Annotated in this window: 16 protein-coding genes; 11 read left to right on the top strand and 5 right to left on the bottom strand. The window is 48.4% G+C overall.

From position 1 onward, the window contains the following. The first annotated feature begins 88 nt into the window (after nucleotides 1-88). The 7 genes from B0F88_RS02870 (at nucleotide 89) to B0F88_RS02900 (ending at nucleotide 9112) form a co-directional block, all read left to right on the top strand. Nucleotides 89-619 (top strand): PAS domain-containing protein, encoded by a 531-nt coding sequence (locus tag B0F88_RS02870; protein WP_104422442.1) that lies wholly within the window; start codon nucleotides 89-91, stop codon nucleotides 617-619. Then, nucleotides 600-2357, top strand: coding sequence for a methyl-accepting chemotaxis protein (locus tag B0F88_RS02875; RefSeq protein ID WP_104422443.1), 1758 nt, complete (start codon nucleotides 600-602; stop codon nucleotides 2355-2357). Before B0F88_RS02870 ends, B0F88_RS02875 begins: the two co-directional genes overlap by 20 nt. 386 nt (nucleotides 2358-2743) lie before the next feature. Further along, complete coding sequence (locus B0F88_RS02880; RefSeq protein WP_258076542.1) at nucleotides 2744-5254, top strand: methyl-accepting chemotaxis protein; 2511 nt, start codon at nucleotides 2744-2746, stop codon at nucleotides 5252-5254. A gap of 215 nt (nucleotides 5255-5469) precedes the next feature. Further along, nucleotides 5470-6813: a tRNA (N6-isopentenyl adenosine(37)-C2)-methylthiotransferase MiaB gene (gene miaB, locus B0F88_RS02885; protein ID WP_104422661.1), complete on the top strand. Its 1344-nt coding sequence runs from the start codon at nucleotides 5470-5472 to the stop codon at nucleotides 6811-6813. Nucleotides 6814-6840: 27 nt separating this feature from the next. Further along, the gene (locus tag B0F88_RS02890) at nucleotides 6841-7815 is read left to right on the top strand and encodes a PhoH family protein (protein WP_104422445.1); all 975 of its coding nucleotides are present in this window, start codon (nucleotides 6841-6843) and stop codon (nucleotides 7813-7815) included. Further along, nucleotides 7812-8264: an rRNA maturation RNase YbeY gene (ybeY, locus tag B0F88_RS02895; RefSeq protein WP_104422446.1), complete on the top strand. Its 453-nt coding sequence runs from the start codon at nucleotides 7812-7814 to the stop codon at nucleotides 8262-8264. The genes B0F88_RS02890 and ybeY overlap by 4 nt, the downstream gene beginning before the upstream one ends. 5 nt (nucleotides 8265-8269) lie before the next feature. Continuing rightward, a complete protein-coding gene (locus tag B0F88_RS02900) occupies nucleotides 8270-9112 on the top strand; it encodes an HlyC/CorC family transporter (protein WP_104422447.1) in 843 nt (280 codons plus the stop codon). A 188-nt stretch (nucleotides 9113-9300) separates the two neighbouring features. Here the strand turns inward: B0F88_RS02900 and B0F88_RS02905 are convergent, their stop codons facing one another. Both B0F88_RS02905 and B0F88_RS02910 read right to left on the bottom strand, forming a co-directional pair. Further along, nucleotides 9301-9684: a 4a-hydroxytetrahydrobiopterin dehydratase gene (locus B0F88_RS02905; protein ID WP_104422448.1), complete on the bottom strand. Its 384-nt coding sequence runs from the start codon at nucleotides 9682-9684 to the stop codon at nucleotides 9301-9303. A gap of 48 nt (nucleotides 9685-9732) precedes the next feature. After that, nucleotides 9733-10329, bottom strand: coding sequence for a hypothetical protein (locus tag B0F88_RS02910; protein WP_104422449.1), 597 nt, complete (start codon nucleotides 10327-10329; stop codon nucleotides 9733-9735). Nucleotides 10330-10593: 264 nt separating this feature from the next. Between B0F88_RS02910 and B0F88_RS02915 the strand changes: the two genes are divergently transcribed. The 4 genes from B0F88_RS02915 to pgaD all read left to right on the top strand — a co-directional run bounded on the left by B0F88_RS02915 (nucleotide 10594) and on the right by pgaD (nucleotide 14806). Next, nucleotides 10594-10848 (top strand): PA3496 family putative envelope integrity protein, encoded by a 255-nt coding sequence (locus tag B0F88_RS02915; protein WP_258076543.1) that lies wholly within the window; start codon nucleotides 10594-10596, stop codon nucleotides 10846-10848. Between the two features lie 184 nt (nucleotides 10849-11032). Beyond that, a complete protein-coding gene (gene pgaB, locus B0F88_RS02920; RefSeq protein ID WP_104422662.1) occupies nucleotides 11033-12973 on the top strand; it encodes a poly-beta-1,6-N-acetyl-D-glucosamine N-deacetylase PgaB in 1941 nt (646 codons plus the stop codon). 61 nt (nucleotides 12974-13034) lie between these two features. Next, the gene (pgaC, locus tag B0F88_RS02925) at nucleotides 13035-14363 is read left to right on the top strand and encodes a poly-beta-1,6-N-acetyl-D-glucosamine synthase (RefSeq protein WP_181049824.1); all 1329 of its coding nucleotides are present in this window, start codon (nucleotides 13035-13037) and stop codon (nucleotides 14361-14363) included. Next, complete coding sequence (pgaD, locus tag B0F88_RS02930; protein WP_181049825.1) at nucleotides 14360-14806, top strand: poly-beta-1,6-N-acetyl-D-glucosamine biosynthesis protein PgaD; 447 nt, start codon at nucleotides 14360-14362, stop codon at nucleotides 14804-14806. Before pgaC ends, pgaD begins: the two co-directional genes overlap by 4 nt. A 64-nt stretch (nucleotides 14807-14870) precedes the next feature. On the opposite strand, the gene cfa is transcribed toward pgaD, so the two are convergent. The 3 genes from cfa to B0F88_RS02945 all read right to left on the bottom strand — a co-directional run bounded on the left by cfa (nucleotide 14871) and on the right by B0F88_RS02945 (nucleotide 17950). Next, complete coding sequence (gene cfa / locus B0F88_RS02935; protein WP_104422452.1) at nucleotides 14871-16010, bottom strand: cyclopropane fatty acyl phospholipid synthase; 1140 nt, start codon at nucleotides 16008-16010, stop codon at nucleotides 14871-14873. A 165-nt stretch (nucleotides 16011-16175) separates the two neighbouring features. After that, nucleotides 16176-16694 carry a hypothetical protein gene (locus B0F88_RS02940; protein ID WP_146083304.1) on the bottom strand — a complete coding sequence of 173 codons (519 nt, stop codon included), beginning with the start codon at nucleotides 16692-16694 and terminating at the stop codon, nucleotides 16176-16178. Between the two features lie 131 nt (nucleotides 16695-16825). Continuing rightward, a complete protein-coding gene (locus B0F88_RS02945; RefSeq protein WP_104422454.1) occupies nucleotides 16826-17950 on the bottom strand; it encodes a fatty acid desaturase family protein in 1125 nt (374 codons plus the stop codon). Between the last annotated feature and the right edge of the window lie 463 nt (nucleotides 17951-18413).

Here is an 18413-nt window from a genome sequence, read left to right on the forward strand (position 1 = left end):
CAAGTTTGCTAAAGAACCGCAAATGCTTTGTTAGCCGAATAATTAACTGACGATTGCGTGGGTATAGGGCAATTACTGAGGAAAAATAATGAAGAGAAAAGAAATCATTCCGACAAGTAAGGAACGGTTAATGCGGGAGCAGGATTTCATTGTTTCCAAAACTGACCTGACAGGGCGGATTACTTACGGAAACGATATTTTTATCGAGTTTTCGGGATACGAGGAACACGAGCTTTTGGGTAGTCAGCACAACATTATTCGTCACCCTGATATGCCGAGGGCGGTATTTAAGTTGTTGTGGGATTATCTGGCGGAAGACAAGGAGATATTCGCCTATGTTAAAAACATGTCGAAAGATGGCGGGTTTTACTGGGTGTTTACTCACGTAGCGCCGATGAAAGACAAAAACAAACAAAAGATAGGCTACAGCTCTGTGCGCCGTATGCCTAATCCTAAGGCTATTCCGATTGTGACGGATGTGTATCGAGCCATGCTGGATGCCGAACGTAACGCGGGGCCGAAGGATGCTATGGCGGCGTCAGGCGCAGTATTGGGTAATGTATTAAAAGAAAAAGGCGTTACTTACGAGGAGCTTATCAATGTCTTACAGTCACTTTAAGAATAATGAAGCTATCGCCTTAGCGGTAGTCGCTTGTTGCTGGACCGGTTCGTTGGTTTATGGGTGGATGCCTGTTTTGACCGGAGGTAATGTTATCACGCCGTCTTTATTGACGGTGGCATCGGTTTTATCGGTCGTTTGGTGGCGTAAATCAATATCAGCCGATCAGTTGTTGTTGAAGAAGTTACTGAGCGCAAGCAAGGAATGGAGGCAGGGATCTGTCGATGTCAGGGTTACCTATATCGGCGGAAAAGACAGGCCGCTCCAACAGCTCGCCTGGTTGCTGAACGATTTGATGGATCAGGTCGAAACTGCACAGACAGATATGTATTATTCGCTGGCCTATGTCATCTATGGCGATTTTACCCGGAAGAGCTATCCCGAAGGCTTGCATGGCGGGTTTGCGACAGCGCTGAAACAACTGAATGCCGTCGCAAAAACGCTGTCCGTGACTACAAACGCTATTACCGAATTAATGAACGCCCTTGCTGAAGGCGACTTTAACAAAAGGGTTAATGTTAATGTCGAAGGCGAATACAAGCTCGCGGTAGAGCACGCCATGCAAGCCATGCAGGCTATGCAGTCGATGCTGGGCGATGTAGGCAATGTCATGCACAGCGTGGCGCAAGGCGATATCAGTCAGCGGGTTCAGGCCGAAGGGCGTGGCGATCTCGGCAAACTGAAAGACGATATTAACCTTTCGCTTGATGCCTTGGGCAGTTTGAATGACATATCGGTTATTGCCAGTGCATTGTCGGAAGGTGACTTGACTAAAACGATCAGCAAGGACTACCCCGGCACTTTCGGCGCCGTGATTGTCGGCATGAACAGCACTGTCGAAAACCTCAGGGGGCTGGTCGAAGAAATCAAGGATTCCACCAACAACATCAATACTGCCGCCAAAGAAATTGCAGCGGGTAACAACGATTTGTCACACCGTACCGAAGAGCAGGCGGCCAGTTTGGAAGAAACCGCCGCCAGCATGGAAGAGCTGACTTCCACAGTGCAGTTAAACGCAAAAAACGCTCAATATGCCAACCAGCTTGCTGTCGGCGCGACCGATATTGCAGGCAAGGGTGTTGCAGTGGTGGAGCAGGTAGTGACGACGATGGAAGATATTAATGAGTCTTCACGCAAAATTGTCGATATCATCACGGTGATTGACAGCATTGCTTTCCAGACCAATATTCTTGCCCTCAATGCCGCGGTGGAGGCGGCCCGCGCCGGTGAGCAGGGCCGTGGTTTCGCCGTGGTGGCTGGCGAGGTGCGTAATCTTGCCCAGCGCGCCGCTGCCGCGGCAGGCGAAATAAAAAACCTGATTGGCGATTCGGTAGAAAAGGTTGAGGACGGCACCAAGCTGGTTGCTCAGGCCGGAAAGACCATGGAGGAAATTGTTAGCGCCATTCGCGGTGTTACCGTCATTATGTCGGAGATTAGATCCGCTTCCGTTGAACAAACTTCCGGCATCGAACAGGTTAATCAGGCGATCGGGCAAATGGATGAAGTGACGCAGCAAAACGCCGCCTTGGTCGAGCAGGCAGCGGCGGCTGCCGAATCGCTGGAAGAACAGGCGCAAAATTTGTCAGTCACGGTTGGGCGCTTTACTGTCGATAATGGTTTAGGCGGTTCTCAAAGTTTTCCGCGTGTAATGACGCCGGCGGTAAGTAAAAGTCCAACTCCGGCCAAGGTGAAACCGCAGTTGCAGCCGGTTACCAGCGATGAATGGGAGGAGTTTTAGAGCGGTAGACAAGAAAGGGAGTGTAAGTAAATGTCGCTATCTGATTTTGTTTAAGTAATCTTCAGGTTATAATAATCGCCGTTTACTCCCTCCCAACATCAATCTTATTTTAATCCTAATGATTTCCCCCTTCATCCCCACATTTGTCCTGAATGTGACCGGTTTGGCGATCAGGAGTTGAAAGTGATTACTGTCAATCAACGCAACACTAAGCCGCCTCTAACAACAGCAGTAACCACTCCTTGCTATCGCCGCAAGAGCTACGGAATGACCGCGCTTTTTGCGGTATGGCTTGCTTATAGCGCTTGTGCATTGGGCTGGTTCATATTGGAAGCGCCGGCCGGTGAACACTGCACAAATAATGTTTATTAGATTAAGGAAAAATGATGAATGATCAAGAAGACTTGCTAAAGCCTATTCGTACCAAAGTGGACGGTGTAATGATGATTACAGTGGTCACCGTATTTTTGGTTACGGTAGTTGTTGGACTGGTTTATGACGGGATAGTTTTTAGCTTGGCGGTTGGCCTCCCGGCCGTAGTCATCCCTTTTTTAATATGGCGTTCAACGCCGGGTACGCTGATCTCGAGACTGGCGATGGCAAGCGCATTTGTCATTCAGATCGCGATCCAAATTCAAGTCAGTCATGGCCTGATAGAAATACACTTCGGTCTGTTTGTAGTGCTTGCCTTTTTATTGGCTTACCGGGATTGGCGGCCGATTATTTTTGCTACGGGGTTGGTTGCTGTTCATCATTTGGCTTGTAACTACTTGCAAAGTATGCAGTTAGATGTGTGGGTGTTCCGTAATGGACCAAACTTCGGTGTTGTGCTGCTTCATGCGGCATACTTGGTGTTTGAAGCGGTAATTTTAGTGTTTTTGGCGGTCCAGTTAAGGATTGAAGGTATTGAATCAGCAACGGTCGCTTTCCTGGCAAACCGAATTGGCAATGGCGATTTGAGTTCCAAAATTGACACGGGTCGAAATAATGGAACCGAAGGAACGTTGCAGTCAATGAAAGCCATGCAGGATTCTATTAACAGCTTTGTCGTCGCTCAGGGTGTTATGGCGCAAAAGCACGCTGAGGGATGGATTCACGAGCAAATCGACGCCGCCCAGTTTCCCGGCACTTACGGCAAGATGGCGAAAGAGATTAATGAGCTGGTAGCAAGCCACGTCGCCGTAAAAATGCAGGTGGTTGATATTGTTTCGCAATACGCCAGGGGGGATTTTTCCCGTGACATGGATCGTTTGCCCGGCGATAAAGCCAAGGTGACAGCCGCCGTAGACGCCGTTAAAACAGCTTTGCTGGGTATCAATAATGAAATCAAAACGCTCGCAGAAGCGGGGGCTAAAGGTGATTTTTCATGCCGTGCCCACGCGGATAACTACGAGTTCCTGTTTAAAGATATTTTGACCGACCTGAATACTTTGATTGAAACCTGCGATTCAGGCTTTAGCGATATAGAGCGTGTTGCAAAAGCGCTGGCTCAAGGCGATTTAACGCAAACTATCAGCCAAAATTACCCGGGCGCTTTTGGTCAAGTCAAAGAAGCTGTCAATGAAACGGTGGAAAACCTCAAAAATACCATAGGCGGAATCAGGGACTCCGTCGACACGATTAGCAACGCGGCTAAAGAAATTGCAGCGGGTAATAATGATTTGTCGCATCGCACCGAAGAGCAAGCGGCGAGTCTGGAAGAAACCGCCGCCAGCATGGAAGAGTTGACCTCCACCGTGCAGCAAAACAGCGAAAACGCCAAGCACGCGAGCCGACTTGCGGTCAGCGCATCGGACATCGCCGGACGGGGGGTCAATGCAGTCAGCGAAGTCGTAACGACAATGGAAGGCATCAACCAAGCCTCAAGCAAGATTGTGGACATCATTTCAGTGATCGACAGCATTGCCTTCCAAACCAATATTCTTGCGCTCAACGCCGCAGTGGAAGCGGCTCGCGCCGGTGAACAAGGCCGGGGTTTTGCCGTTGTGGCCGTAGAAGTCCGCAATCTGGCGCAACGCGCCTCGGCTGCTGCGGGAGAAATTAAAAACCTGATTGGCGATTCGGTGGAAAGGGTTGAGGACGGTAGTAAATTGGTCGCCCAGGCCGGGAAAACCATGCAAGAAATCGTCAGTTCCATTCGCAGTGTGACTACTATCATGTCCGAGATCAGCGCCGCTTCGGTTGAGCAAACCTCGGGCATCGAGCAGGTTAACCAGGCCATTACTCAAATGGACGACGTGACTCAGCAAAATGCCGCCTTGGTAGAGCAAGCCGCAGCTGCCTCAGAATCGCTGGAAGAGCAAACCGAACACTTGTCGGCCGCGGTAGCGAGTTTCAAATTGCACGGTAGCTCACAGGTTGCTGATAATTCCGTTAAGACTAAGTCGGTCGCTTATAGTCAAGCTGACAGAAAAAGCGCGCCGGTTAAGATCGAGACCTATAAAAATGCGCCGGTGTCAGATGAAGTCGGTATAGATTTGGATAAAGCGCTTGAGCAGCATTCCGAGTGGAAGGTCAAACTGCGTGCGGCTATATCAAAACGTCAGGAGATGGATGTTGCGACTATTTCAAAAGACGATTGCTGTGAGTTAGGTAAATGGCTGCACGGTGGAGCCAAGCCCCAGCTTAGCCATAAGCCAAGTTATTCCGAATGTGTGTCTAAACATGCGGCCTTCCATATCGAGGCCGGTAGAGTAGCCGCTATGATCAATGCAAAAAAATTCAGCGAGGCGGAAACCATGCTCGGCACCGGATCCCCTTTTGTTTCTGCATCGACCACAGTCGGGGTTGCAATTATGCGGTTAAAAAAAGACGTCAAATCTCCCTCAAGCACGGCGGTCGTCAAGCCAAAATCTCAAGTGACGACAGCAAACGCCGATGAATGGGAAGAGTTTTAGGGCTAAACTACTTGTTTAAACTGTCTTCAGGTTATAATTATCATCGTTTCGGCATTGCCTGAACCGCCACTTTATCTGTGTCTATACAGTCGTACAAAGCTCTGGACAATTGTCCTGGGCTTTTTTGCTATCTGCCGTCTCAATAGAATCAAGAAACGGGCTTTAAATTGAGGGGTTAAGCCCCAATGCTTTTCGGAAGATTTATTTATAAAAATATGACACAAAAACTTTATATTCAAACCAACGGTTGCCAGATGAACGAGTACGATTCCGAAAAGATGCGGGATGTGCTCAATACCTCGCATGGATTTGAATTGATTGACGACCCGAAACAAGCAGATGTCTTGTTGCTGAATACCTGCTCGATACGCGAAAAAGCGCAGGAAAAAGTCTTTTCGGCTTTGGGTAAATGGCGCAAGATTAAAGACAAGCGTCCCGACGTAATTATCGGTGTCGGCGGCTGTGTCGCCAGCCAGGAAGGCGCGGCTATCCAAAAGCGTGCTCCGTTTGTGGACATTGTGTTCGGACCGCAAACCCTGCACCGTTTGCCTCAGCTGCTGGATCAGGCGCGCAGCCAGCAAAAGCCCGTCGTTGATGTCTCCTTTCCTGAAATAGAAAAATTCGATGCGTTGCCGGAGCCAAGAGCGGAAGGCCCGAAAGCCTTTGTTTCGGTGATGGAAGGTTGCAGCAAATATTGTACGTTCTGCGTGGTGCCTTACACTCGCGGTGAAGAGATCAGCCGTCCGCTGGATGACGTAATCGCCGAAATTAGCGCCTTGGCCAAACAAGGCGTTAGGGAAGTCAATCTGCTAGGCCAAAACGTCAATGCCTATCGGGGCGTCATGGACGATGGCGACATCGCCGATTTTGCCTTATTGCTGCATTATGTGGCGGCGGTGGAGGGTATAGACCGGATTCGTTTTACCACCTCGCATCCGATGGAATTCACCGACGAGTTGATCGAGGCTTTCGCCGAAATTCCGCAACTGGTTGACCATCTGCATTTGCCGGTGCAAAGCGGCAGCAACCATATCTTGAAAATGATGAAGCGCGGACATACGCGCGCCGACTATATTGAGATCATCCGCAAGTTGCGCGCGGTGCGGCCCCATATTTATTTGTCATCGGATTTCATTATCGGTTTTCCCGGTGAAACCGATGCCGAGTTTGAAGAAACCATGTCGTTCATTGAAGAAATCGGCTTCGACTTGTCATTCAGTTTTGTTTACAGTCAGCGCCCTGGAACGCCGGCGGCCGATTTGCCGGATGACGTGCCGGCGGAAGTTAAAAAACAGCGTTTGGAACGGTTTCAAAACCGCATTAATGAAATGACGGCGGCGATTTCACAGAGCATGATCGGCACCGTGCAAACGGTTTTGGTTGAGGGGCAGTCTAAAAAGAATCCGCTGCAAATGCAGGGCAGAACCGAGAATAATCGGGTGGTTAATTTTATCGGTCATCCCCGGTTGGCTGGGCAGTTTGTCGATGTATTGATTGCCGAGGCTTTGCCTAATTCCTTGCGCGGTCGTATAGTCACCACTTCCTCCAATTCTTCTTGATAAAACATGCTTGGTAACAATTGATTTATGATTTCACAGGAAATTTCCTTAGGCCCAGCCGATAATGGCCGGTTGTCCAATTTTTGCGGCCAATTCGATGCGCATTTGCGGCAGATTGAATCGCGTCTTCAAGTTGAAATTGCCAATCGCGGCAACCAGTTCAGGGTGACTGGGTTAGACAGTTCGGTAAAAGCGGCTTGCGCCGTCATGCAGAAGTTGTTTGCCAGCACCGAGAAAGAGCAACTGACAGCAGAATTGGTTCATTTGGCCATGCAGGATTCATCGATCGACGAGCTGTTGGATGCCCCGGCAACGTCAGCTCAGCAAAATGTAAGCATCAAGACCAAGTGCGGAATGATCCGGGGGCGAGGGATTAACCAGCAAGAATATCTGCGGAAAATCATGACGCATGATATTAATTTCGGGGTGGGACCGGCAGGAACCGGCAAAACCTATTTGGCGGTCGCTTGCGCGATTGAGGCATTGCAAAGCGAGAAGGTCAAAAAAATTATTCTGGTGCGTCCTGCTGTAGAGGCCGGTGAAAAACTGGGTTTTCTGCCGGGCGATATGGCGCAAAAAGTCGATCCTTATCTACGGCCTTTGTATGACGCGCTGTACGACATGCTCGGTTTTGAGCGTGTTGAGAAAATGATCGACAAAGGCATTATCGAGGTTGCGCCGCTGGCTTTCATGCGCGGCAGGACGCTGAATGATGCTTTTATTATCCTGGACGAGGCGCAAAATACCACCATCGAGCAGATCAAGATGTTTCTGACCCGCGTGGGATTCGGATCGACGGCTGTGGTTACCGGGGACGTTACCCAAATCGATTTACCCTCCGAAAAAATGTCCGGCCTACGGCATGTGCTTGAAGTGTTAAAGAATGTTGACGGCATCAGTTTTACTTTTTTCGATGTGCGTGATGTGGTCAGGCACCCCTTGGTGCAACGCATCGTTTCCGCTTATGAAGCCTATGAAAAGAGCGGCAAGGCTGAGTCGTGAACAACATAGAGATCCAAGCTGTGTTTGAATCGGAAGGCCGGCCGGATCAACAACAAATCCAGTGTTGGGTCGATGCGGCATTGGATGGACATAATCAGGACACCGAGATTGTGGTGCGTATTGTTGATGAGCAGGAAAGCGCCGACCTCAATGAGCAGTATCGCCATAAATCAGGCCCGACCAATATCCTCAGCTTTCCGGTTGACCTGCCTCCGGGTATCGAACTGAATTTGCTCGGCGATCTGGTCATCTGCGCGCCGGTACTGGAAAAAGAGGCGCAGGAACAAGGCAAGCTGCTGGCCGATCATTGGGCGCATATTGTCGTGCATGGCGTACTGCATTTGTTAGGCTATGATCACATCGACGACGCGGAAGCCGAGCTTATGGAAAACAAAGAAATAGCCATTTTAAACAAGTTACAGATAAATAATCCCTATAGTGAGGTATAAGACAAATGAGTGACGAACAACCCCCAAGTAGAAACTCCCCGCAGAAAAGCTGGGTCGATAAGATCAGCCATTTACTGACTGGGGAGCCGCAAGACCTTGAGGATCTACTTGAAATATTAAGAGAGGCACGGGAAAAACGCTTATTGGATACGGACGCTTTGTCCATGATTGAAGGCGTTTTGCAGGTGTCTCAAATGCGGGTCAGGGATATTATGATTCCCCGCATTCAAATGGTGGTCGTACCCAAAGACGCCGAACTGGAAACCATCATGCCGCTGGTTACGGAATTCGGGCACTCGCGTTACCCGGTCATTGACGGCGATCGGAGCAAGGTGGTCGGCGTGTTGCTAGCCAAAGATCTGCTGACACGCATCTTGGAAAATAAAACCCTGAAAGTTCATGAAATAATGCGCCCGTCATGCGTTGTTCCGGAAAGCAAGCGCTTGAATGTATTGCTTAAAGAATTGCGTACCAACGGTAATCACATGGCGATTGTTGTCGATGAATACGGTCAGTCGGCAGGCTTGGTCACCATTGAGGATGTGTTAGAGCAAATCGTCGGCGAGATTGAAGACGAGCACGACGAGCATGAAGACGAAGGCTATATTTTTCAGCGCAGCCAAAATGAATATATGATTAAAGCGCTGACGCCTATGGATGAGTTTGACGAATATTTTTCCACCCATCTCGCAACTGATGAGTACGATACCATCGGCGGATTTATTGTCAGCCAGCTTGAGCATATGCCCAAAAAGGGCGAGAGTCTGGTCGTAGATGCTATGAAATTTGAAGTTATTAGGGCGGATAGTCGGCGCGTACATTTACTCAAACTGAAAATAATTGACTAGAGCTGTCCACGAAAGGCACGAAAATATAAGGCTAAAGGCTAAAGGCTAAAGGCTAAAGGCTAAAGGCTAAAGGCTAAAGGCTAAAGGCTAAAGGGCTATATTGACGAGGTTTTTTCGCCTTGTGCCTTTCGCCCGGTTTTCAATTTCGGCTTTCATAGACAGAATGCTTGTCAACGTTATCCGGGCATCTAATCATATTTGAGGTATTTAAACCGCGGGTCGTCGGGTGTGCCTTCCAGTGCGCCGCCTTCGTTGCCGGGTTGCCACATGACCACTTCTTCGATTTTACGGGCCAATTCAAAATCTTTGTTGGTAATGCCTTTGGCGGCATGATTCATCAATTTAACGATCACAAAGGCGTAAGAAACAGTAAGGTCGGGATGATGAAATGCAGCCTCGGCCAAGTGTCCCACCGTATTGACAACCATCAGTGTCGCTTTCCAGCCGCTGGTTTTGTATTTACGCCGAATCCAGCCGTTTTCCAGATACCAGTGCGGTAATTCTTCCTTTAAGCGTTGTTCGACATCAGCATCGGAATAAGTATCTTCATGTGTACGTTCTCTCCAGCCCATAATGGTTCACCTCTTAACTTGATTATAAAGTCAGATAACCTTGTAAGCCTAAATCTCTGGCTCAAGATGCGTGGCTTCGCAGCCTTGTTGATAAAAAATAAATGACGGGGCAAATGGAACAATATCGAGCGTCAGGGTTGTTTCTTGCTTAAATAGCTTAACGGCGTCCGCTACGCTGCTGCGGAAATTGTTAAACAATTGCTTGGCCAGCTTTTCTTGCGCTTCATCCGCGCCCAGGGAAAAGGGGTCTTCACCGAGATTGGTCTCATTAATAGCTTTTTGCAGCGCTTCTGTTGCAAACAGTTGAATTTTGTTTTCGAAATCACCGAAGATTTTCGTTCCTTGTTCATGTCTAATCCGTTCTACATCGGCCGGGTCGGCATAGATCAGAAATATCCCTTTAGCGCCTTGATAATCATTTTTGCATGCACCGCCATCCATGATTCTCATCAGGTTTAATGTTTTGTCATCTTTAGCCAGTGTCAATGGCGGATTTTGACCGGACATTGGCGATGAACCGGGCGCCATTGCCGGCGCTTTATCAACAGCCGGAATGGGTTGTGCGTCTTGTTTGATCTCTTGAGTCGAGCATGCCGTCAGTACAATAAGTGTCATGCCGATTAAAATTTGTACGCTTACTTTCATAAATTACGCGATGTTTTTAGATGGGTTATCGAGCTTGGCGAGTATTGTAATCCTTAAAAAAGCCGTGAGGTGAGAAAATATGCTTGATGAGTTAAGGAATACGCTATAAATCAATAACAAATGAAACTGTTGATTATGTATAGCTCCGTCCGGCAATTGAGAAGCGATACCTGACCCAAGGTTTTATTACAGTTGGATTAAAATTTCGCTTTACAAGCTTGCCATAAGTAATTAAAAAGTCACTTTTTAAAGACTAGATTAATTATGACTATGAAAGTATCTAAATCCGTATCCGATAAATCCGGTCCTGAAATGGGTGCCGACAAAAATAAAGATGAGGTTGATCTTGATATTGAAGGCTTCGATTTGGGTTTGAGTAATGAGTATGTAACGCTTCCTAATGAAAGCGAGCGGGCTGCAAAAAAGATGGCTGCACGCAGAAAAATTGAACTGTATTGGGAGAAAAAACGCTTGCAGGAACAACTCGGTGATTTTTATGACGAGGATCTCGATTTCTAATTCAGCCATATCGACGGGGGAGGGGCGCCGTTCATTGAGAGTGTAAAATACTACGGTTGAGCGAATTTTGCAGTCTGAAGCCGGCTGTATGATCATTCTCTATCTATTATTCAATCCGGTTTGCAGGTTTTTCGGTTAATATTGTCGCCCGTCGGTGAGTTTTTCTTTTTGCAATCTGGATGTCATGACCATTTTTACTTCTGTTACAGTCGCCAATTACGTCAAAAAAGCGTGCTTGTTGGTTTTTCTTATTGGATTTTTCGGCACCGTATCAGCCAAAGAACATCATTTTTTTGTTCTTAATTATCACGACATACTTACTGCCGAAGATGCTAGACGTTCTGTTGATAAAATGGATGTTGGTGTCGAGCATCTTGAAGAGCATCTAGGCTGGTTGAAAAACAAAGGCTACAAGATAGTCAGCGTACAAAATGTCCTTGATGCGGCCGCAGGCAAGGATTCATTACCCGATAAAGCCGCTCTGTTGACTTTTGATGACGGCTACCAGAGTTTTTATACCCGTGTCTTTCCCCTATTAAAAAAATATCATTACCCCGCTACTGTTGCTCTGGTGGGAACCTGGATGGACGGCAACGTCACTGCCGACGATCCGGGCAAGCCATTACTCAGTTGGGAGCAGGTAAGAGAAATGGTGCAGTCCGGTTTGGTGGAAGTGGCCTCGCACAGTTACGACCTGCATAAAGGCGTGAACGCCAATCCTCAAGCCAATTCGCAGGCTGCGGCGGTTACCCGGCTGTATGACGACCCGATGCTGGTTTACGAAACCGATGAACAGTATCGCGAACGTATCCATACAGCTCTGTTGAAAAGTGCTGAGTTCATTTTTCAGCATGTCGGTGTCAGGCCTAGGGTGATGGTCTGGCCTTATGGCGAATATAATCAAATTGCCGTGCAGGCCTCGCGTGAAGCGGGAATGCCGATAACGATGAGGTTGGACGACGGTTCAAATACGTTGGCGGATATAAGCACCTTACGTCGTTTGATCATGGTGGATAATCCCGATGTCAAGCAATTTGCAGACATCGTTACAGGATTGCGCGCCAATAGGTCTTTGCGGGTAGCGCATCTGGATATGGATTATCTTTATGATAAAGACCCCAAGCAAACCGAGCATAATCTGGATGCCGTGGTTCAACGCATCAAAGACATGCATATCAATACGGTCTATTTACAGGCCTATGCCGATCCCGACGGCGATGGCAACGCCGATGCGTTATATTTCCCTAATCGCCATTTGCCGGTAAAACAGGATTTGTTCAGCCGGGTTGCCTGGCAGTTAAAAACCGTAGCCAGAGTCAAGGTTTATGCCTGGATGCCGATTATGGCCTATCAGGGCAACCTGCCGGAATCGTGGTATGTTCAGGAATGGCGGGACGGCAAGGCGCAAAAATCCAGCCATATCTACACCCGGCTGTCGCCGTTCAATCCCGAAGCGCGCCAGTATGTGGCGGAAATTTACGAAGATTTAGCCAAATATTGCAGCTTTGACGGCATCTTGTTTCATGACGACGGCATTTTATCGGATTATGAAGATGTATCTCCGCTGGCCCTGGCTTATGCGAAAGAGGCATGGGGCCTGCCCGATCAATTCGAGCAGTTGCATTCGACCAGCGCAATGCGCATGGCGTGGGCGCAACATAAAACCGAGTTGATTAATCAATTTACCGATGAGCTGGCAAGCCGGGTGCGTACTTACCGGCCCGACATAAAGACTGCGCGTAATTTTTATGCGCTGCCTTTGTTAAAGCCCTACAGCGAAGAATGGTACGCCCAGTCTTTTACCTCCTTTTTAGCGCATTACGATTACGTTGCGATTGAAGCCATGCCGTTTATGGAAGAGGCGGAAAATCCGAAGCAGTGGCTTACACAATTGGTAAAAACTGCGGCTAAAGAGCCTGACGGCCTTAAAAAGACCGTGTTTGAGCTGCAATCGGTCGATTGGAAAACCCAACAGAAAATCCCGATGCCGGTATTTATCGAACAACTGGAGTTGTTGAAAAAACTCGGCGTCAGTCACATCGGTTATTACCCCGATAATGTTTTTGAGGATCAGCCGCGCTTGGTGGATTTGCAACAACATTTCTCACTTCCTATTTTGCCCTGACCATGAATTTTGTCCCAATCAACCTGCATAGGGTGGGCGATGCTGCACACCCTGGAAAATCATGAATACTTCATTGCAAAACCTTGGCGCAATACTACAGAACCAATGGAATGACTTTGTGTCTGCATGGGGACCGCTGGATGGCGCCATAGAAGGATTCATTTATTACTATCCTTTGTTTATGGCCTACATCTGGATGTTTGGTGCGATTATTTTTTATTTTCGCTATGAATGGCATCAGCAGGGCAATGCCGAACATCTGCCGGAATTAACCGATTATCCGCCGGTTTCGATATTGATACCCTGTTATAACGAAGGGGAGAATGTTCGTGAAACCGTGGAAGTTTTGCTGCTGCAAAAATATCCCGCGTTTGAAATTATCGTCGTTAATGACGGCAGCAAAGACAATACCCTGGAAATATTGCAGGAGCTGGCCGAACAACACAGTCGGCTTCGTGTGGTTAATTTGCATACCAACCAGGGCAAGGCGATGGGCCTGCGCACCGCTGCATTGCTGGCGAACAGTGAAATCCTGATTTGCATCGACGGCGATGCGCTGCTGGCTCCCGAAGCTATCGCCTGGATGGTGCGGCATTTTCAGGATAATCCCAATGTGGGGGCGGTGACCGGCAATCCGCGCATACGCAACCGCTCCACGCTGTTAGGCCGTATCCAGGTTGGCGAATTCTCGGCCATCGTCGGCATGATCAAGCGGGCGCAACGTTCTTACGGACAAGTATTCACCGTCTCCGGCGTTATTGCGGCATTCCGAAAATCCGCGTTGCACGATGTGGGTTACTGGAGCAACGATATGGTCACCGAAGACATCGACATCAGCTGGAAATTGCAGCTGGCCGGTTGGTCGATCTATTTTGAACCGAACGCTTTGTGCTGGGTGTTGATGCCGGAAACCCTGCACGGCTTATGGAAGCAGCGGATGCGTTGGGCGCAGGGCGGAACCGAAGTGTTGTTGCGCTATTTTCGCGATCTGTTTCGCTGGTCGTCGCGCGGCATGTGGCTGTTATACGGCGAATGCCTGATCAGTATCTTTTGGGCGTTTTTGATCCTGTTGCATGTGCTTTACGCACCTGTGGACTTGTTTACCGAATCGACCAATGACTCGTTGCACGATCTGAGCCCTAACTGGACCAGCATGTTGTTGAGCCTGACCTGTCTTATCCAGTTTGCAGTCAGTCTGTTCATAGATTCGCGTTACGAATACCGGACCGGCGGCGTCGCGCGCTATTATTACTGGATGGTCTGGTACCCCATCGTATATTGGCTGATAAACGTCGGCACGACCATCGTCGGCTCGATCCGGGCGATAAAAAAGAAACGCGGGCAACGCGCGATATGGGTCACCGTGGACAGAGGCTTGCGCGAGAAATGAAAGAGTACATTATTAACGCACCGCAGCTGCAAAGCCTGCGAAAACGAATAAGCGCTTTATTGGTTTGGGCCGTCTGTTGGATCATGTGGATTTATTTGCTGGTTCCGTTGGTCACCCTAAGCAGTTGGGTGCTGGGCGATAAAAACATGATCAATGAAATGCGCTGGTTCGGCGGTTACAAAAGCCTGCTGGAACTGATGGAGATTTACGTTGTAACCTTGCTGGTCATGGCGGCGCTCTGGTTATGCTGGGTACTCTACCGCACCTTACGGAGCAGAGTGATGCACCCGTCGGCCCATAAAGTTGTCAACGATGCGGAGCTATGCGCGTTTTATCAAGTGAAAACCGGTGAATTGCAACAGTGCCGGGATGCAGCAATGATTACCGTTTATTTTGATGATCACGGGCATATCGTTCATCTTGATCCGCATATAAACCGGTAGGCGAGGGCGTGTTGTGCGTACCACCAGGATACGCACAACACGCCGTATGGCATATATTAATAAATTAGCGGACCGATACATACCCTCCTGGCACACCGTTTTTGGATAAAACAATCTGCCAAAGCTGATTTTCCCGCGATCGGAACGCCCCCGCACAAGACAGCAAATAATATTTCCACATCCGGTAAAAACGCTCGTCGTAGTTGGCGGCGATCCCGCTCCAGCCGGCATCAAAGTTGTCAAACCAACACATCAAGGTTTTATCGTAATCGGCGCCGAAATTATGCAAATCTTCGATAATGAACTTGTCTTCAGTGGCTTTGGCAATTTGTTTGATCGAAGGCAGCATGCCGCCGGGGAAAATGTATTTTTCCATCCACGGATCGACGGTAATGACCGATCTATTGCCGCCGATGGTGTGTAACAGAAACAGGCCGTCATCGTTGAGGCATTTCCTCGCAACCTTCATGTAGTGGGCATAGTTTTTGTAGCCGACGTGCTCAAACATGCCAATCGATACAATGTGATCAAAGGTTTCATTGAGATTGCGGTAATCGGTCAGGCGTATTTCAACCGGAAGATCGGCGCACAAGGATTGACTCAACGCATATTGTTCTTCCGACAGCGTGATGCCGACGCAAGAAACCCGGTAATGTTCGGCCGCATATTTCATAAAACCGCCCCATCCGCAGCCCATATCCAGTATTTTTTGTCCCGGCTGTAGATTCAGTTTTCTGCATATCAAGTCGAATTTGTGTTGTTGCGCTTGATCCAGCGTGTTGGCTTTGCGCCAATAGCCGCAGCTGTAAGCCAGGCTTTTATCGAGCATTGCGCTGTATAAATCATTACCAATATCGTAATGGTGTTTGATGATGTCGGAAGTGAGATGCTTGCTTTGCTGATTGGAAAAATAAGCCAGCAGGCTTTTTTTGATGACGTGCGGATTGAGAGAGACTTTCTTTTTAATTTGGGCCAGACAGATTTTACAAAATAGCTCGTCGAGTTGGCCTGAGTCCCACCAGCCATCCATATAGGCCTCGCCCATCCCCACCGAGCCTTGAGTGAGGACTCTTTCATACAAATCGGCGTTATAGACGCGAATATCCCACGGGTTATCGCCATTAAAAGTTATGTTTGATCCTTCCAGTAATTTTTCCAGTTTCAGTCTGAATTTATTATATTTATTATCAATTGAATTACTCATAGTTACGACCTAATTAGACCTGAAAAACAGGCACTGCCGGCTACAAATCGGTTAAATAAACCGACGCTTCTTACTAACAGCAAGGCTGGTATGATAATAAGAATTCGATTTTTTTGGCAAATTGCAGATGTATTGAGCTTATAGGAGAAATCCCATCGCCTCGATTTATCCGCCGTTGCACCATCCGCAACCCAGCAAGAAATGTTTTTCATCAACAGGCGTTAGAGTGACGGTAGGCGGGCATCGAGAAGGCGATGGCTGTTCGGAGACGAAGCGGCCAAGGCTTGTGTCGGTGAACGGTTTGGTCGCCAGCAGTTTGAGAGTCTTAATCGCATCCCGATAGTCGCCTTCGAAGTAGGCATAAGTGAAAGCCGCGAAATCGACGTGCGAGTTTTCTGTTTCGGATATGACGGCTGCTGCCGTTGCGCCGGCCAAGCGCAACGGTTTACGCAAGATTACCACCGCCTTATATGAAGTGCCGTCGCCAAAACCGTGGGCGGCATACCCCGATTCAAAGTCGCTTCCTCGCTGAGCCAGCCGATATACGGCTTCAGCCGGATTACCTTTGCAAACGAGCGCATTGGAAAGCACTCGGTGTATATCCTGTTCACCGGCATAGGCCTGAAACGTACAGGCAATTGCGATCACAGCGAGAACGTGGGCTAGAGGGAAACGGGTTCGCATTTTGCTTCCTAAGGTAAAATGAGTAAGGCTCGGATTACATCCATGTCGGCAGTCCATGCCGACATGAGGAGCTATTTAAACAAAGTGATAGGCGGCAAGACTCCGCCTTCTAAAAAATTACCGTGTCTTTTTTATGCAACGGCCGGCTTCAACATCGAAGTTTTTCCCACCATAATGTCCACTGCTTTCAATAGCCTTTTAAAAACAGACTGTTGTAAATAGGGGATATTATGTTTTTTGCACAACGCCCTCACTTGAGGCTGTACTTTTTGATATTGGCTCAACGGCATATCCGGCCATAGATGATGCTCGATTTGATAATTCAACCAGCCGTAAAAGAAATCATTAAAATTAGAACCGGTCGGATAATTTACCGAGCCCAAAATCTGGCGCAGGTAAAACTCGCCTTTGCCTTTGGCTTTTTCGTCAAACATCATCACATCATCCCCGGCATGATTCGGGATCATCACCAGAAAACTGTGCATGTTGGTGAAAATTTCCGCCAGAATTGAATTAATCAACACGCTGAGAGCGGCAAAACTTCCCAGCGGCAAAAACAGCAAAGGCAGCAACACAAAACGATAGGCGATGTAAGGCAAAATACTTTGCAGCCAGAACGCTCGTCCTTGTTGGGTAAACAGGCTCCAGGCGCCTGTACGGGTCATAACCGGTTCCGGCTCGCCCTGTTGCCTGGCGGAATTCAAGTGCAATTCCTTGTGTGTTCTGGGCGTGTAATAAACCAGTTTCCATATCCCGGAAAACAACGCCACGATCACATAGCGCAGCCACATCGGCAGGCTGGATTGTCTCAGCCATTCCATATTGTGTTGCGCATTATTGGGGTCGGCTTTTTCACCCAAACTGTAATGATGCAAGACGTTATGCTCATGATGCCAGCCCGCGACAGTAAACCAGTCCGGCCAATCCATAAACCGCCGCCAACCTTGTGCGAATTTTTTGCTGGTGTAATTTTTATCAACGCCTTCAACTTTGTTGTAGGCTCTATGAACAACCGGATGTCCTACTTGTGTCCAGCGCGTGAAACTGCCTTGGCTGATCAACAGCGCGGAAACCGGATTGGGGAAGATCCAGGCCGTGCCGTAACCGATGATCGAGCAAATTTTTCCCCAGCGTTCCATTTTGGTTAAATGGTCAAAATCGTCAATGCCGATATTGGCTAGGGCTTGTTGGTGAATTTCGCCGATGTCCTTGGCTAATTGCTCACGGTCTACCGATTGATAACTGTGTAAACTCAAAACTTGCGCCCCTGTAAGTGCAATGGTGGATAACTTCACTGCTGCGGTGAAGTTTGTGATGGTCAAAAAGCCGAACAGGATAGGGCTTTATCGGTTATTTTCCTAATTATATTGTTGGTTCGGCGCTCTGCGGCGCTGTTCACGGTTAAGGATTGATAATTTTATTTTCAATAAGATATTTTGCGGGCGGTGACTTTTCGCTCGTTCGCTGGTTCCCAAGCCGGAGCTTGGGAACCAGCGCAAACCGCCAATATCGCACAATGTTGATTACAGCCAGTCGAAGTTGTGGCGGATTGCCTAGCGGCGAATCCGCCTTACAGCTTTCATCCAGGCTACTTGCTTGCTATCCATTTAATGCGGAAAGATCAGGGAGTGGCCGGAAAGTTGAATTGGAAAGCCGGTCGGGGCATGTTGCCCCGCCCGAAACGTTTTAGTTAGCTCAGGCACCGAAGAAACGTTAGGA

The sequence above is a fragment of the Methylobacter tundripaludum genome (assembly GCF_002934365.1).
GTDB lineage: Bacteria > Pseudomonadota > Gammaproteobacteria > Methylococcales > Methylomonadaceae > Methylobacter_A > Methylobacter_A tundripaludum_A.

Bases quoted from the DNA above. Each gene is read 5' to 3' on its own strand.
- pgaD (WP_181049825.1), top strand. From the start codon at position 14,360: ATGAAAGAGTACATTATTAACGCACCGCAGCTGCAAAGCCTGCGAAAA.
- B0F88_RS02875 (WP_104422443.1), top strand. From the start codon at position 600: ATGTCTTACAGTCACTTTAAGAATAATGAAGCTATCGCCTTAGCGGTA.
- B0F88_RS02940 (WP_146083304.1), bottom strand. From the start codon at position 16,694: ATGCGAACCCGTTTCCCTCTAGCCCACGTTCTCGCTGTGATCGCAATT.
- pgaC (WP_181049824.1), top strand. From the start codon at position 13,035: ATGAATACTTCATTGCAAAACCTTGGCGCAATACTACAGAACCAATGG.
- B0F88_RS02890 (WP_104422445.1), top strand. From the start codon at position 6,841: ATGATTTCACAGGAAATTTCCTTAGGCCCAGCCGATAATGGCCGGTTG.
- B0F88_RS02915 (WP_258076543.1), top strand. From the start codon at position 10,594: ATGACTATGAAAGTATCTAAATCCGTATCCGATAAATCCGGTCCTGAA.
- pgaB (WP_104422662.1), top strand. From the start codon at position 11,033: ATGACCATTTTTACTTCTGTTACAGTCGCCAATTACGTCAAAAAAGCG.
- B0F88_RS02910 (WP_104422449.1), bottom strand. From the start codon at position 10,329: ATGAAAGTAAGCGTACAAATTTTAATCGGCATGACACTTATTGTACTG.
- B0F88_RS02900 (WP_104422447.1), top strand. From the start codon at position 8,270: ATGAGTGACGAACAACCCCCAAGTAGAAACTCCCCGCAGAAAAGCTGG.
- B0F88_RS02880 (WP_258076542.1), top strand. From the start codon at position 2,744: ATGAATGATCAAGAAGACTTGCTAAAGCCTATTCGTACCAAAGTGGAC.
- cfa (WP_104422452.1), bottom strand. From the start codon at position 16,010: ATGAGTAATTCAATTGATAATAAATATAATAAATTCAGACTGAAACTG.
- B0F88_RS02905 (WP_104422448.1), bottom strand. From the start codon at position 9,684: ATGGGCTGGAGAGAACGTACACATGAAGATACTTATTCCGATGCTGAT.
- B0F88_RS02870 (WP_104422442.1), top strand. From the start codon at position 89: ATGAAGAGAAAAGAAATCATTCCGACAAGTAAGGAACGGTTAATGCGG.
- miaB (WP_104422661.1), top strand. From the start codon at position 5,470: ATGACACAAAAACTTTATATTCAAACCAACGGTTGCCAGATGAACGAG.